We start from the raw sequence: 12,167 nt of genomic DNA, 5'->3' as shown, positions 1-12,167 counted from the left end.
TACTTACCCAATTCAAACTGAATCGGGTAAGGGAGCTTTTGTCGCTATCTTATTCTTAAATGAAAGAGCCGTGCCCCCCTTTCGTCAGGTTTTAATCTAAAACGGAGGAGAAGTGTAGAGCTACGATAGCAATAAAGCCATCCATCATCAAGATAGATTCCGTATCTATTATCCCAACCAGTACGACCTGCCTTTAGAATCTGTTCTTTCTCGTGCTTTTCAAGTCGGTAGTCCTCAAACTTATTAGTGTAAACTATCCATTTGTGCAACTCAACATTAGTCATAGCACAATTCTTTGGGTAGAACGTTCGATTTGAAAAGCTAATATCAGCCATTTCTCTTATCAATCCATGATGATAACCAAAAGCTTCGCCAACCATTGTTATATCATTTAAGTGAAAGGTCTGTCCATCCGTGGCATACTTCTTCTTGATAAAGGATTGTTCTGAACCATACATTGCATCAGCAAATGCTCCTGTAAGAGCAGCAATAAAATGCCTGTCGCCATCCCACTTCATTGCATTATGGAGTGACGAAGTGAAATAAAAGCCTCTATAGAACGAATCCCAGACGCGGAAGACATGTGTGAGTATGCTGTATTCATCACCACCACCATCAGCTTTCAGCCATGGCCGCCAATTCTAGTGTTTGCTGAGATCCTTAAAACATTGTTCGGAATGATACGCTTCACTCTTTGTATTACCTGCTCTTAACGAGCGTATCAGGTTCATGACAAACATGCGAGCGTAGCCATCTTCTTTCTCCATAGAAGGACCTGAAGGCATTCCAATGGGAGTAATCTTGTCATCATCCCATGCACACATCAATTGCCACATCAACCATTGGCCAGAGAATCTGAATCTTTCTTTTGGCGACCACTCAGAACTTGTATGTATGAAGTTTACATCTTGTCCTGGCACATCAAGAACATTCTTGCTTGCAGCTTTCATCAGCGCATATCCATACACAGAAGGTTCTGCACCTCTTCCTCCATCGGGGATGAGTTGCTTCCAGAACGTATCTTGTTCATGTTCATACGTCCATGCTGCTATATCGCCTATTAGTGCGCCAATCATAGATTATTCTTTGTTATTACCATAAAATCTGAACTAATGTGCTGCCTGGGGAAGGAGGTTGTTCAGTTCGTTTATCTCTACAGGAGCCACACTACTTTTGATGTACGCCTCTTGGGATGTGCCCAAGTACAGCTGTATCTCTTTGCGATCGGCAAAAGTGATGTGTTGCTTGTGATGCTCCTTGAAGTAAGCAATGGCTTTACCACGCTGTTCGTCATCCCTCGGACGTAAAATCTGAAGATCTATGTATGGCACAGAGTTATGTACCAGGTCTTCTGTAGCAGCCCCTGGAGTGAAAGTATATTTGTTGATGCGGAACTTGTCATGTGGTACAGCACATTCCTTTGTATCAGTAACGTCAATGGAAATGTGATTCAGCATGAGTATTATTGTTCTGAGTTATTTTCAATCTGTCTTCCCTCTGCCAGACGTGCTTCATCGAACTTCGCCTTCATGGTTGGGTTCTTGTAAGTGAGCTTACGGATGGTGAGGTCTTGGGTGTCCTGCTGAGCCAGACGGAGGTTGTTCTCTGAGCCAAGAAGGTTCTCCTTAATCTTCAGCAGCTTAGCAATGGTGTCATCAATCTGCTTGACTGCATCCTCGAACTTCTTTGAGGCAAGTTCATAGTGGCGACCGAACTTGTTCTTAAAGTCCTCCATTTTAGCCTCAAAGTTGGTAACATCCACCTCCTTGCTTTGCGCCAGGATGAGCTGCTTCTTGTATTCGAGGCTCTTCTTTGAAGCCTGTACCAAGAGGTTGATGAAAGGGACAAAGAATTGAGGACGGATGACGTACATCTTTGGGTAGAGGTGACTCTTGTTCACGATGCCGTTGTTGTAGAGGTCATTCTCTGCCTCCAGAAGACTAACCAAAACAGCAAACTCACAGCCCTTTTTCTTGCGATCTTCGTCCAATTTCTTCAGGAAGTCATCGTTCTTGTGCTTGGTGGCAGTAGTGTCCATCTCGTTCTTCATCTCGAACATGATAGAGATATACTCAGTACCATCCTCTGAGTCACGGAAGATGAAGTCGCCTTTAGTGCCATCGCTTGCGTCATTGTCCTTGTCAAAGTATGAATTAGGCATCATCGGACGGATGTACTGCTCAAATTCGATGCTGCAATGCTGCTCCAGGGTCTCACCAACCATCTTGGTGGACATCTTGGTCTTCAGGTCTTTGTAGTAATCCACCTGTTCCTGCTTCATGCGAAGTTCGTCCTCGTGACGCTTTACCAAAGCAGCCTCATGAATCTGTGCCTCACGCTTCTCCAATTCAACAGACGTACGCAACTGAGTAATCTCATTCTCCTTCTGCTGAACAGCCTGTTGAGCCTTGCTACGCTCTTCCATCACAGCCAGCTGCATCTTGTTATCACTCTGCTCAATGGTAGATTTCAATTGAGCAATGGTCTTATCCTTCTCAACGAGAGCCAGAGTCAACTCACTCTTCTTCTGAGCCTCAATGTTCTCCAACTGACTCTTCAGACGAGCGATTTCGGCATCCTTTTCGCCCTTCACTTTAGCGAGCTCCGACTCAGCAGAAGACTTCAAACGACTAATCTCAGCATCCTTGTTGCTCAATTCCAACTCCTTGCTGCTAAGCTGCTTCTGAAACGACTGTTCCGTCTTGGCAGTAACCAGTTCCTGCTCTGCCTTATGACGCTCATGAAGTTCTGCAAGGCGACGATCCACCTCTGCATCAAACTCCGCATTCTTAACCTGGCTAACGATGCTTGCATAGTCAGCTTCATCTACTTGGAATACCTGTCCACAGTTAGGGCACTTAAGTTCTTTCATAATACTGATGATTAGTGTAACTTGTTCTTGTAAATACTTCTACCTCTAAATTCTCTGTACTCTACTTCATTCAGAGTTAGCGTGAAAGGAGTGAGGTCAATCTCATCAATGAGGAATCCGACATCATCAATGTCTACCTCTGGCTCTGTTATGCGTCCCAGAGTTACGTGTAGTTTGAAATCTGACTGAATGTTTGAGTTGGTGCAACTAACGTCACATCGAATATCATCTACCAAAGTCTGGAAGTCTTCCGGAATCTCTGTAGCAGTAAGATTTACTATCAACATACCATTGGTTGCAGTGAATACGTCCAACTTGTCGAATGTAATACTCACAGGCTTGGCGCTATCCAGATATTTTTGCATGATGGATTCAACATCAACAAGATGTTGAGTATCGTCAATGAATACCATGGTTATATGGTAAAAGTTCCTTTGCCAAAATACAGGCATATCCTTCAAAGACTCTCTTAGTTTTACAAACCAAGAGTCTTCAAACGTGATTGGAACCTTTATCTCAAGATAACTTTTTAGCTTCATACAAATCCTAATTTGTGATTTCGGGGGCAAAGTTAAACTCTAATTATGCAGCCTATCTGCACAGTTAAAAGAAATATTCAAAGAGACTCAATTTTTCTTTTCTTAGACCTAAAAAGGTGTAAGTTCTGTCCTTAAACAGGTGCAAATATACTAAGGAATAGTAAAATTGATGCGATAATCAATTATTTTGCATATAAAATGAGAATTCGCGCAAAAATCAGCGGCTTTTCCAATAAAAAATCGTATTTCTGCACAAATAATTTTTATATAAATAATGTATATGGACAATAAACCGTTGAATCGAATAAAGGTAGTAATGGCAGAACGCATGGTTTCGAACAAGGAACTCGGCGAGATGCTGAACAAAAATACTGCCACTATTTCAAGATGGGTAACGAACACATCCCAACCTACCTTGGAAAGCCTCATAGAGATTGCAAAGGCATTGAAATGTGATATTGGCGACCTTGTACGCATGGATGATTCAACAATTCTCAAAAACCAAGATTAACTCTTCCTATCCCTCCTGTTATGCCTATCAATAAGAATGCGCTTCTGCGTTATCAAATACTCGACCGCTGCTTTAGCAATCGTCATCACAAATATGAAATAGAAGAACTCGTTGACAAAGTAAACGAGGCTTTTCTTGATATTTATGGTACAACAGTGAGCTTGCGTCAGATCAGAGCCGACATAAACCACATGCGTGACCGTTTGGTATATGATGCACCAATAGAAGCCATTCCTATCGAAGGCCGTAAGTGCTATTACCGCTATTCCGATCCCAACTTCTCTATTTTCAACCACGAACTTAGCGTAGATGAAATCAAGAAACTACGCTCTATTATCGATATGCTTGGTCGTTATCGTAGCGGTGAAAACTGTTGGTTGGAAGAGGTGATTTCAAACTTGGAATTGCGTTTCGGCATTAAAGCAAACAGAGAAAGACTAGTATCGTTTGAACAAAACAGTCAATTGAAGGGTTTGAATTTCCTGTCTGAGTTGATTGACGCTACCATCAACCATCAACCTCTAAAGATGGTATATCAGCCATACAACGGCGAAGAGCAAACAACAGTCATTCATCCTCACTATATCAAACAATACAACACACGTTGGTTCTTGTTTGGAGTGGAAGACCATGGAGAATATGGAATGACTATGGTGAATAAAGCTCTTGACCGTATAGTTCGTTTTTCTAACTCGGATGTGCCTTTCGTTGAGAATACAATAGTTGACTACGAATCTTATTTCAATGACATAGTCGGTGTTACTCATGACAGTAACCACACAGAGGTTGAGTTAGTTCGATTAAAGTTTGATCCTGCTCGTTTTCCTTACGTTGTCTCAAAACCGATTCACTCTTCACAAGAAGTGGTAGATATGGAACAATGCGTTCTGGAGATAAAAGTTCGTGTTAATCGCGAGTTGGAACAATCCATTTTTGCATTCGGTTCACATGTTGAAGTGCTTTCTCCAGATTGGTTTAGAACAGAAATTAAAGAAAAAGTTGACAAATTATCAAAAATGTATTCAACTGTGTAGATTGGCTGCACAGAGCAAATCTAATTTTGCGGCGTTAAACTGCAAAATTGTGTACATATATGATTGAACCAGGTAATATCATAAAGAATCTCAGTCCTACAGAGGCTGTCATCATAGACAAGATAAGGAAGCTTGGCTCTAAGTACTCTTTGAGTTAGACAGGAGTTAACAGCAATAAGCGTGCCTCCAAAATTCTTGACGAGCAACAGATGGAGGCTCTTGAAGTCCTTGCCTCGGATGGCGAGTTCAATTTCAAGGGCGATCCTGAGAAGTTCGTTTGGTTTGCCGAAGCAGAACGAATCAACTCTGCTTACCAGTTTGATCCACTCTTTGCCATTAACTGTAGTGTTGTAGATCCACTTCCACATCAGGTGAAGACGTTCAAAGCTGATGGCATAGCACGACTGACTGCTGATGGCGAACTTACCAAAGAACTTATTGAATTGTTTCTAAAGAGCAAATAACAAACTTTGACATGGTATATCTCTTACTATTGGCATTGGCAATAATCTTTCACGAACTCGGACATTTCGTAATAGCGAAGTGCTTCGGAGTTCGTGTGAAACGATTCTGTCTGTTCTATGATGCTGGTTTCTGCCTTTATAGCACAGGCAAGCGTTATGCAACGGAGTATCGTATCGGCTGGTTGCCAATAGGAGGTTATGTGAGTTTTGCCACGCCTGAAGGAAAAGAGCTACCTAAATGGAGCATTCTTGCCCAACATCCTTTGAAACGTATTGCCATTTCCCTGGCAGGTGTAACTGTAAACCTCCTGTTAGCTTATGGATGTATGTTTGCATGGGCTCGAAACTACGTACTTCCCGAATCGCAATACTCTAATGCCTATGTGATGCAGAAGGCTGGGGAGGTGACAATTAGCCGTTTGAATGATTATCGCCACGTTTTAGTAGTTTATTACCTTCCGGTCAAGACCTCAGAAACACAGAAGGTCGAGACAGATTCCTCAATAGAAAATCATTCATTACTTGAAAACGGAAAACAGACCTATACAAATCGTTTCTTCCCTTCCAGTGCAACAATAAGCAGTACAGACATAAAGGTAAAGAATCTACTTTGGCGTTTTTCAGGTTTTAATTTAGTATTATTTCTATTCAACCTACTACCAATACCTCCACTTGATGGCGCACAAAGTCTATTCTCGTTATATGAATTGATTACACGAAAGCCTCTTAATGAGAAGCTTAGAATAATACTCGTTCTTTCAGGAACAGTTTTACTGTTAGGAATGCTCAGTTTTGACATCCTGTCAAATATTTACCATTACATAACATCTTAAAAATAACACAAGTATGATTGATCTCAGACAAATATATCAAGAAACTATTGCCGATTGTTTTGAAGGTGGGTTCCACGATCCAGGTGAAAGCGAACTCTACAAGAAAGAAGTTATACTTGATTAGCTGCATGTTGCAGGTTTCGACACAAAACTCTCTGCTGAAAACGATGACTGCCTTGTGGTAGGCAAGCATATGCAGGATGAAGGATTGAATCCTGCGATTTTGAACATGGCAAGTGCATATCGCCCTGGTGGTGGTGTGATGAATGGTGCAAGAACACAGGAGGAATGCATCTTACGTCGCTCGAACCTCTTCATGTCATTGTATCAGTATGACAGACAGATGTATGATTTGGTCATCAAACCAAACGAGGATGGCATGTATGACCTAAGCTTTATCCAGCAAGGCTATCCTATGGATGAGAACTTTGGTGGTATCTATTCCGCAGACGTTACAGTTTTCAAGGATGGCAACTACGAATGGCTCTATGACCCATACCAGACTGCATTCCTCTCTGTTGCAGCGATGAATATCAATCGTGCTTTGAGACAAGGTGAGCAAATCCTTGTTGACGGAAGACTTTCAGATCGAGCTGTTGCTATAATAAAGAATATGATTCGCACCATCTATCGCATTGGTGTTCTGCATGGTCACGATTCTCTTGTACTTGGTGCATGGGGATGTGGAGACTTCGGAAATCTATCAGAGCAGATAGCACAACTCTTCGTCAATGTGCTGAACGAGGATGAGTTCCGTGGCAGGTACAAAGACATTCGCTTTGCCATTATCGAAGATCACAACTCACGAGGTAGGAACTACCAGACGTTCAAGAATGTGATAGACAAAAACGCATAACCCCTAAAGATTACAATTATGATATTATATCACGGATCACCGTTCTTATTTGACAAGTTTAACCTTAGTGGTGCAGGCGAAGGTACCGGTATCAAGTTTGGTTTTGGTGTTTACCTGACAGAGGCGGAAGCCTCGGCTGTACACTATTCACAACCTCGTAACCTAGAACTAATGCCAGAGCATTACCTCTACACTGTAGAGATTCCTGACTTGACTGAGGATAATCACCTTACATCAGCCCTCCCTGTTTCTCCTATTATATTAAATAAGGTGGAAGAAAAACTTGGGGTAAGCGCACCAGAAAAGGTGAAGACTCAGGGCAAGGAGTTCCGCAAGTGGGTAGGCATGACACTGACAGGATCCCAAAAGGCCGGTTTTGCAGAAGAAAAGGCTGCGGCAGAACTGCTCAACAGCCTTGATGTGCTCTATAACGCATGGCCAACAGCTCAGACAAAGCCAGATGGTCCGAAGAACATCGCTGTGTTTGATGCTGCTAATGTGCGCATCATCAAGCGTGAACGTATTGATATTGAGAACAAGTGCAAGAAGTGGGTATTAACCGATAGAAAAGAGATTTAGAATTATGAATAAGCATAGTGTTTATCCTTTCATCAAGGAGTTCTATCCACAATTTGATGGAATTCAGACATACGAAGCATCCGAGTGTGCAGTATTTTGTTCAACTCATGAAGAATGGGGAGTGCTGAGCAATATGGCTGCTACTCCTATTGCTATTGATGGTGTGGAGTTCAAGAGTGCGGAGCATATCTTCCAGATGATGAAGTTCAACGATCCTAAGTATGTTCAGAGAGTTTGGAATGGTATTACTGCTAATAACAAGAAGAGTGCAAATATCAAGATGACTGCAAAGAGCTATGAGCCTTATCATCGCCGTGCCGATTGGGGCAGCATGATAGTAGATGCCCTGAAGTTTGCCATGCAGAAGAAGTACGAGCAGTGTGAGGCATTCCGTAATGAATTGGAGCGAAGCAAAGGTAAATTCATCGTAGAGCAGCAAGCAAACCCAAAGAAACCTGCTGACACATGGAGTGCAAAGCACGATGGTGACAAGTGGATCGGCCCAAACCTTACTGGAAGATTGCTTATGGAGTTGCGCGACAACGGCAATTTGGAGTACAACCTGCCAGAGGATGCGCTGGAGTTTATAAATATTATAAAGGTATAACAAACAGATATTTTAAACTAATAGATATTATGAGTATGTTTAAGAATTTTTTTAGAGGATGCCGTTATTTCTGACTTGGTGTCATTGAAATGAATCGACAGAAGCGTATGCAAACCTTCACTAAGGTGTTTCCTGGTATTGGTCAGATGACTGGCAGAGGAGTTAGTATCAACAAGAGTAGAGGATGGTTTATGATACTTCCTCAGTATCTCTGTTGGAATAATGTGAAGGTTAGCATTACAGAGGGATGGAAGGATGAAAACGACCTCCAAGTATTCGCCTCATTATACACGATGATGAACGAACATGGTGAAAAGATACTTGACTCTGTAAAGACGCAAATGAAAGATCCTGATATTCTGAAAAACGTGGATCTGGTAGAAATGGAGCTGCACAACTTTGACCTTGACGGCAAAACACGACACCAATATGTTTTTTGAGTTACAACACCGATAAGTATTACACCACAATCTTTGTTGATGATGGCAAGGAAGTATTGGTTGAGATAAACTCTAATACGTAGTAAATGAAAGTGACTTCAATTCACTTTATTGCTAACAAAATGTTGCAATTGATGATATAAAAGTGAGGGAAAGTTGAATCAAATGAGATTTTGAAAGATTCAATGGGGGTAAATGCTTGTTTTTCGGAAATAAGCATTACCTTCGCTGTATAATAAATCAAAAATCTCTAACAATGGACAAGAATATAAACCGTATAAAGGTTGTTTTAGCTGAAAAGAGAAAGACAAACAAATGGTTGGCTGAACAGATTGGATGTACTCCTACGACTGTTTCAAAATGGTGCACTAATGTTTGTCAACCTCCGATGGAAACCTATATAAAGATAGCGAAATTGCTTGACGTTGAACTTGCCGAGCTTGTGTATATGTAAACACGTGTATCGTTGTCAATTCAGTTGACTAACAATTGATCGAATATGAAACTCACAAAAGAACAAATAGAATACAACAAAAAAGAAGTCATTGAGTTACTTCGAAGCACCAAGCGAGAAGGTATTGAAGGACTGTTAAAGGTCATGGAAGAAGGTGGCTATTATACAGCTAAATGCCATTCTCATCATCATTATGTGGGTGGTCTTATGATTCATTCTCTCAGTGCTTGCAGAATTGCATTATCCAAGGATAGCGGACTTTCACGAGACAGTATAATCCTTTGCACTCTGCTGCACGACCTATGCGACGTCAAAGGACATACTGAATTTTGTGGACATGGTGAACGTTCCATGAACATAGCAATAGCATCAGGTTTGGATTTGACTCCAGGTGAAAAATGCGCAATACGATGTCACATGAGAAAAGAATACAAAATCCCACATATCTGGAATGACGTGTTGGCTTTACCTGAAAACAAAGCATTATACCGACTCGTATATGATGCAGACAAATCTGGTGCCAAGCATGATAATCCACTTCCAAAGATGGAGTATGTACATGGAGGGAAGATTCGTGTTTCGTATGAGGCTTATGACCACATCGAAGATGAGGAAGATGTTATATTAGACTTTGAGATAACAGGTGAGCTCATTACATGGCGACTTTGGCGTTTCGTCATGGGAAGAGATGTGAAGCCTTTGGTGGAGTTTGAGGATCAGGTTGATACGCGTGATAGAATGCCTTTGGTTGGAGAGCTCAGAAATGATATGCGTGATGAGTTCCTCAAGCGTCTTAATGAAATGACAGGAAAGAAATACTCATTCCCAACTTTTTTCCAATGGGAAATGGCTCGCAGGAAAGGCATATTGAAAGACCATGGCAAGAAACTTGAGATTCTTTATACTCACTCAAGTGCAGTAACTGCAAGTGGAAATGAAAAGAATCATTTACCATCAGAACCTTCATACGGAGGAATAGATTTTTCCTTGATAAGTTATAGATTGGTAATTATAAAAGATTGAAATACAATGGAAAATGAATTGCAATTAATCGAAAGTTATGGAATGTCCCTGCTCTGGAGAAATCCTGATTTAAAAAGGACTAAGAACCTCTTGAATGTGCAGTCTGTATTAAAACCTCAAAAATGTAAGAAGATCTTTGAAACTAGAACATTTTCTGACCTTGCGCGAACTGATCATATTCGCGTTTACCAAAATGAGAAGAATAATTTGGCTCTATTAACTATTTGTGAGTACTATCCACCATTCTCTCTTGATACTGCATCATGGTATTCGAATGAAAAATGTTTCGGATATAAGAATATTTTCATTCTTACAGAAAAATATTGCGAAATCAAAAACAACGCACAGAATATCACATATGTATTAGAAGAATCCATAAATGGTACATGGGAAATTGAAATTTTGGTCGACCATGAGTACTATGGATGGATTCCACTTTTATGTAGAAGTTGGATATGTCAGGATTGCAAAACAAAGGAAGAGGCTTTTCTGACAGCTAATATTAATCCTGCCTGTTACCATATACAAAATGTACGCGAGGGCATAATACCAGATAAAAAATATACTCCAGAAAAGGTTACTTCTCTCGCTCCAGAAGAAATCTTCGTATTTGGCAGTAACATAAAAGGTATGCACGGTGGTGGAGCTGCGGCGTTCGCAATGAAACATTTTGGTGCAGAATGGGGGGTCGGCGAAGGACTTACAGGTCAGTGTTATGCTCTACCTACCATGGAAGGTGGTATTGATTATATCAGCGAAAAGGTTAGCGCTTTCATATCTTTTGCTCGACAGCACATTGAATACACATTCCTTGTAACTCCAATAGCATGTGGAATTGCAGGATTTTCACCTCAACAAATTGCCCCGTTATTTAGAGAGGCTCTTGCAATGAACAATGTTGTATTGCCAAAGAGCTTCTTGAACATAATAAATCATTAAGAATTCATATCAAACAATGTCGGAATTGCGTAAAAAAACGGATTTTTGATGTTGTTTAGGGTTACATATTTTAATAGGTAATTTTTTTTATTATAATAAACATAGGCGCTACCGTTTTGGTAGCGCCTATGTTTATTATAATACCGATTTTCGTATTTATATTACAGTATATCAACGTCTTGCATAATTCATTTTTGCTGTTTACCTTTGCAGCGGAATTATAAAATTGCCATATAGAAAAGCTATTTAAAAACATATAAAACAGAACAGAATGAAAGGAACAGTTAATCTAAATAACTTTACTCAATTAGCAACTGATTACGTTAGCACAAAACAGCGTAAGCGTTTTTATGAAGTTGTCGCGTTGACAGAGGATAATTTAAAAGAAGTGATTTATCTTCAGCCCTTTAGTGAAGATGAATGCAAGGCTATACGCTCTCTTAAAGACAATTACGGAGAAGACCATTATATTGATCATCTGGATGAGGTGTTCATAGATCCAGAAGATCTATATGAATTATCTTATGGACAGGACATTGTACATATAGATATTGATAATCCATCTTACAAATACAAATTCGCTCTACATGAATTTGATAATAATAAGTATACAAGGCGATCACTTGATGTAATAATGGACGATGAGCAATATATAAAAGCGCTTTCTCTTTTCTTGAGTGATTCTGAAATGAATTTTAACAAGCTTCAATTTGCTTGCAGTTTTCTCTATGATATTATTTACAGCCAGATAGTACACACTTTATGTGATGAAAGATTTTATTTTGGTTCATATCCATTTTTAATTACCATGGACGAAATAAGAAAAGACGCAATGAACATCAGAGCTATGAATCCAGAACTTGAATGTCAAACTGGCATCGGATATTATTGTAACATTTAATAATCACTATCACCGTATAACAATAGTTCATTGAAATTTGGTTAATCACGCAGCGTCCGAGACGCCATAAAATAAGAGTTCTTTGAAATCGTTGGTATTTAATAGCCTGTGTGGG

Annotated in this window: 17 protein-coding genes; 12 read left to right on the top strand and 5 right to left on the bottom strand. The window is 40.2% G+C overall.

Features of this window, described 5'->3' with window-relative positions:
- Window positions 1-44 precede the first annotated feature (44 nt).
- The 5 genes from I6E40_RS09800 to I6E40_RS09780 all read right to left on the bottom strand — a co-directional run bounded on the left by I6E40_RS09800 (window position 45) and on the right by I6E40_RS09780 (window position 3,285).
- On the bottom strand, window positions 45-518 hold the full coding sequence (locus tag I6E40_RS09800; RefSeq protein WP_235386857.1) for a hypothetical protein: 474 nt from the start codon (window positions 516-518) through the stop codon (window positions 45-47).
- 123 nt (window positions 519-641) lie between these two features.
- Window positions 642-1,076: a hypothetical protein gene (locus I6E40_RS09795; protein ID WP_235386856.1), complete on the bottom strand. Its 435-nt coding sequence runs from the start codon at window positions 1,074-1,076 to the stop codon at window positions 642-644.
- 33 nt (window positions 1,077-1,109) lie between these two features.
- A complete protein-coding gene (locus I6E40_RS09790; protein ID WP_235386855.1) occupies window positions 1,110-1,457 on the bottom strand; it encodes a hypothetical protein in 348 nt (115 codons plus the stop codon).
- Window positions 1,458-1,462: 5 nt separating this feature from the next.
- Window positions 1,463-2,872, bottom strand: a complete 1,410-nt coding sequence (locus I6E40_RS09785; protein WP_235386854.1) for a DUF2130 domain-containing protein — start codon at window positions 2,870-2,872, stop codon at window positions 1,463-1,465.
- A gap of 11 nt (window positions 2,873-2,883) precedes the next feature.
- The gene (locus I6E40_RS09780) at window positions 2,884-3,285 is read right to left on the bottom strand and encodes a 2'-5' RNA ligase family protein (protein ID WP_235386853.1); all 402 of its coding nucleotides are present in this window, start codon (window positions 3,283-3,285) and stop codon (window positions 2,884-2,886) included.
- 406 nt (window positions 3,286-3,691) lie between these two features.
- On the opposite strand from I6E40_RS09780, the gene I6E40_RS09775 reads away from it, so the two are divergent.
- The 12 genes from I6E40_RS09775 (at window position 3,692) to I6E40_RS09720 (ending at window position 12,052) form a co-directional block, all read left to right on the top strand.
- Window positions 3,692-3,922 carry a helix-turn-helix domain-containing protein gene (locus I6E40_RS09775; RefSeq protein WP_235386852.1) on the top strand — a complete coding sequence of 77 codons (231 nt, stop codon included), beginning with the start codon at window positions 3,692-3,694 and terminating at the stop codon, window positions 3,920-3,922.
- 20 nt (window positions 3,923-3,942) lie between these two features.
- Window positions 3,943-4,956: a helix-turn-helix transcriptional regulator gene (locus I6E40_RS09770; protein WP_235386851.1), complete on the top strand. Its 1,014-nt coding sequence runs from the start codon at window positions 3,943-3,945 to the stop codon at window positions 4,954-4,956.
- A gap of 209 nt (window positions 4,957-5,165) precedes the next feature.
- Window positions 5,166-5,420, top strand: a complete 255-nt coding sequence (locus I6E40_RS09765; protein ID WP_235386850.1) for a hypothetical protein — start codon at window positions 5,166-5,168, stop codon at window positions 5,418-5,420.
- A gap of 11 nt (window positions 5,421-5,431) precedes the next feature.
- Window positions 5,432-6,253 carry a site-2 protease family protein gene (locus I6E40_RS09760; RefSeq protein WP_235386849.1) on the top strand — a complete coding sequence of 274 codons (822 nt, stop codon included), beginning with the start codon at window positions 5,432-5,434 and terminating at the stop codon, window positions 6,251-6,253.
- Between the two features lie 124 nt (window positions 6,254-6,377).
- Window positions 6,378-7,109, top strand: a complete 732-nt coding sequence (locus I6E40_RS09755; RefSeq protein WP_262910885.1) for a TIGR02452 family protein — start codon at window positions 6,378-6,380, stop codon at window positions 7,107-7,109.
- Window positions 7,110-7,127: 18 nt separating this feature from the next.
- Complete coding sequence (locus tag I6E40_RS09750; protein WP_235386847.1) at window positions 7,128-7,688, top strand: hypothetical protein; 561 nt, start codon at window positions 7,128-7,130, stop codon at window positions 7,686-7,688.
- A gap of 4 nt (window positions 7,689-7,692) precedes the next feature.
- A complete protein-coding gene (locus I6E40_RS09745) occupies window positions 7,693-8,295 on the top strand; it encodes an NADAR family protein (protein WP_235386846.1) in 603 nt (200 codons plus the stop codon).
- Between the two features lie 107 nt (window positions 8,296-8,402).
- Window positions 8,403-8,735, top strand: a complete 333-nt coding sequence (locus I6E40_RS09740; RefSeq protein WP_235386845.1) for a hypothetical protein — start codon at window positions 8,403-8,405, stop codon at window positions 8,733-8,735.
- Window positions 8,736-8,991: 256 nt separating this feature from the next.
- Window positions 8,992-9,189 (top strand): helix-turn-helix transcriptional regulator, encoded by a 198-nt coding sequence (locus tag I6E40_RS09735; RefSeq protein WP_235386844.1) that lies wholly within the window; start codon window positions 8,992-8,994, stop codon window positions 9,187-9,189.
- Window positions 9,190-9,234: 45 nt separating this feature from the next.
- Window positions 9,235-10,212: a hypothetical protein gene (locus I6E40_RS09730; RefSeq protein WP_235386843.1), complete on the top strand. Its 978-nt coding sequence runs from the start codon at window positions 9,235-9,237 to the stop codon at window positions 10,210-10,212.
- Window positions 10,213-10,218: 6 nt separating this feature from the next.
- Window positions 10,219-11,151 carry a hypothetical protein gene (locus tag I6E40_RS11030; protein WP_317207409.1) on the top strand — a complete coding sequence of 311 codons (933 nt, stop codon included), beginning with the start codon at window positions 10,219-10,221 and terminating at the stop codon, window positions 11,149-11,151.
- A 271-nt stretch (window positions 11,152-11,422) separates the two neighbouring features.
- Entirely contained in the window at window positions 11,423-12,052 is a 630-nt protein-coding gene (locus tag I6E40_RS09720; protein WP_235386842.1) for a hypothetical protein, read from the top strand.
- Window positions 12,053-12,167 lie beyond the last annotated feature (115 nt).

This window comes from Prevotellamassilia timonensis, assembly GCF_021531665.1.
Lineage (GTDB): Bacteria > Bacteroidota > Bacteroidia > Bacteroidales > Bacteroidaceae > Alloprevotella.
The sequence above is the reverse complement of the archived record's forward strand: the minus strand, read 5'-3'. Positions and strand labels throughout refer to the sequence as shown.

Coding starts and splice junctions, on each gene's coding strand:
- I6E40_RS09780 (WP_235386853.1), bottom strand. CDS start 3,285: ATGGTATTCATTGACGATACTCAACATCTTGTTGATGTTGAATCCATC.
- I6E40_RS11030 (WP_317207409.1), top strand. CDS start 10,219: ATGGAAAATGAATTGCAATTAATCGAAAGTTATGGAATGTCCCTGCTC.
- I6E40_RS09775 (WP_235386852.1), top strand. CDS start 3,692: ATGGACAATAAACCGTTGAATCGAATAAAGGTAGTAATGGCAGAACGC.
- I6E40_RS09770 (WP_235386851.1), top strand. CDS start 3,943: ATGCCTATCAATAAGAATGCGCTTCTGCGTTATCAAATACTCGACCGC.
- I6E40_RS09745 (WP_235386846.1), top strand. CDS start 7,693: ATGAATAAGCATAGTGTTTATCCTTTCATCAAGGAGTTCTATCCACAA.
- I6E40_RS09760 (WP_235386849.1), top strand. CDS start 5,432: ATGGTATATCTCTTACTATTGGCATTGGCAATAATCTTTCACGAACTC.
- I6E40_RS09765 (WP_235386850.1), top strand. CDS start 5,166: ATGGAGGCTCTTGAAGTCCTTGCCTCGGATGGCGAGTTCAATTTCAAG.
- I6E40_RS09750 (WP_235386847.1), top strand. CDS start 7,128: ATGATATTATATCACGGATCACCGTTCTTATTTGACAAGTTTAACCTT.
- I6E40_RS09720 (WP_235386842.1), top strand. CDS start 11,423: ATGAAAGGAACAGTTAATCTAAATAACTTTACTCAATTAGCAACTGAT.
- I6E40_RS09785 (WP_235386854.1), bottom strand. CDS start 2,872: ATGAAAGAACTTAAGTGCCCTAACTGTGGACAGGTATTCCAAGTAGAT.
- I6E40_RS09735 (WP_235386844.1), top strand. CDS start 8,992: ATGGACAAGAATATAAACCGTATAAAGGTTGTTTTAGCTGAAAAGAGA.
- I6E40_RS09740 (WP_235386845.1), top strand. CDS start 8,403: ATGCAAACCTTCACTAAGGTGTTTCCTGGTATTGGTCAGATGACTGGC.
- I6E40_RS09795 (WP_235386856.1), bottom strand. CDS start 1,076: ATGATTGGCGCACTAATAGGCGATATAGCAGCATGGACGTATGAACAT.
- I6E40_RS09730 (WP_235386843.1), top strand. CDS start 9,235: ATGAAACTCACAAAAGAACAAATAGAATACAACAAAAAAGAAGTCATT.
- I6E40_RS09800 (WP_235386857.1), bottom strand. CDS start 518: ATGAAGTGGGATGGCGACAGGCATTTTATTGCTGCTCTTACAGGAGCA.
- I6E40_RS09790 (WP_235386855.1), bottom strand. CDS start 1,457: ATGCTGAATCACATTTCCATTGACGTTACTGATACAAAGGAATGTGCT.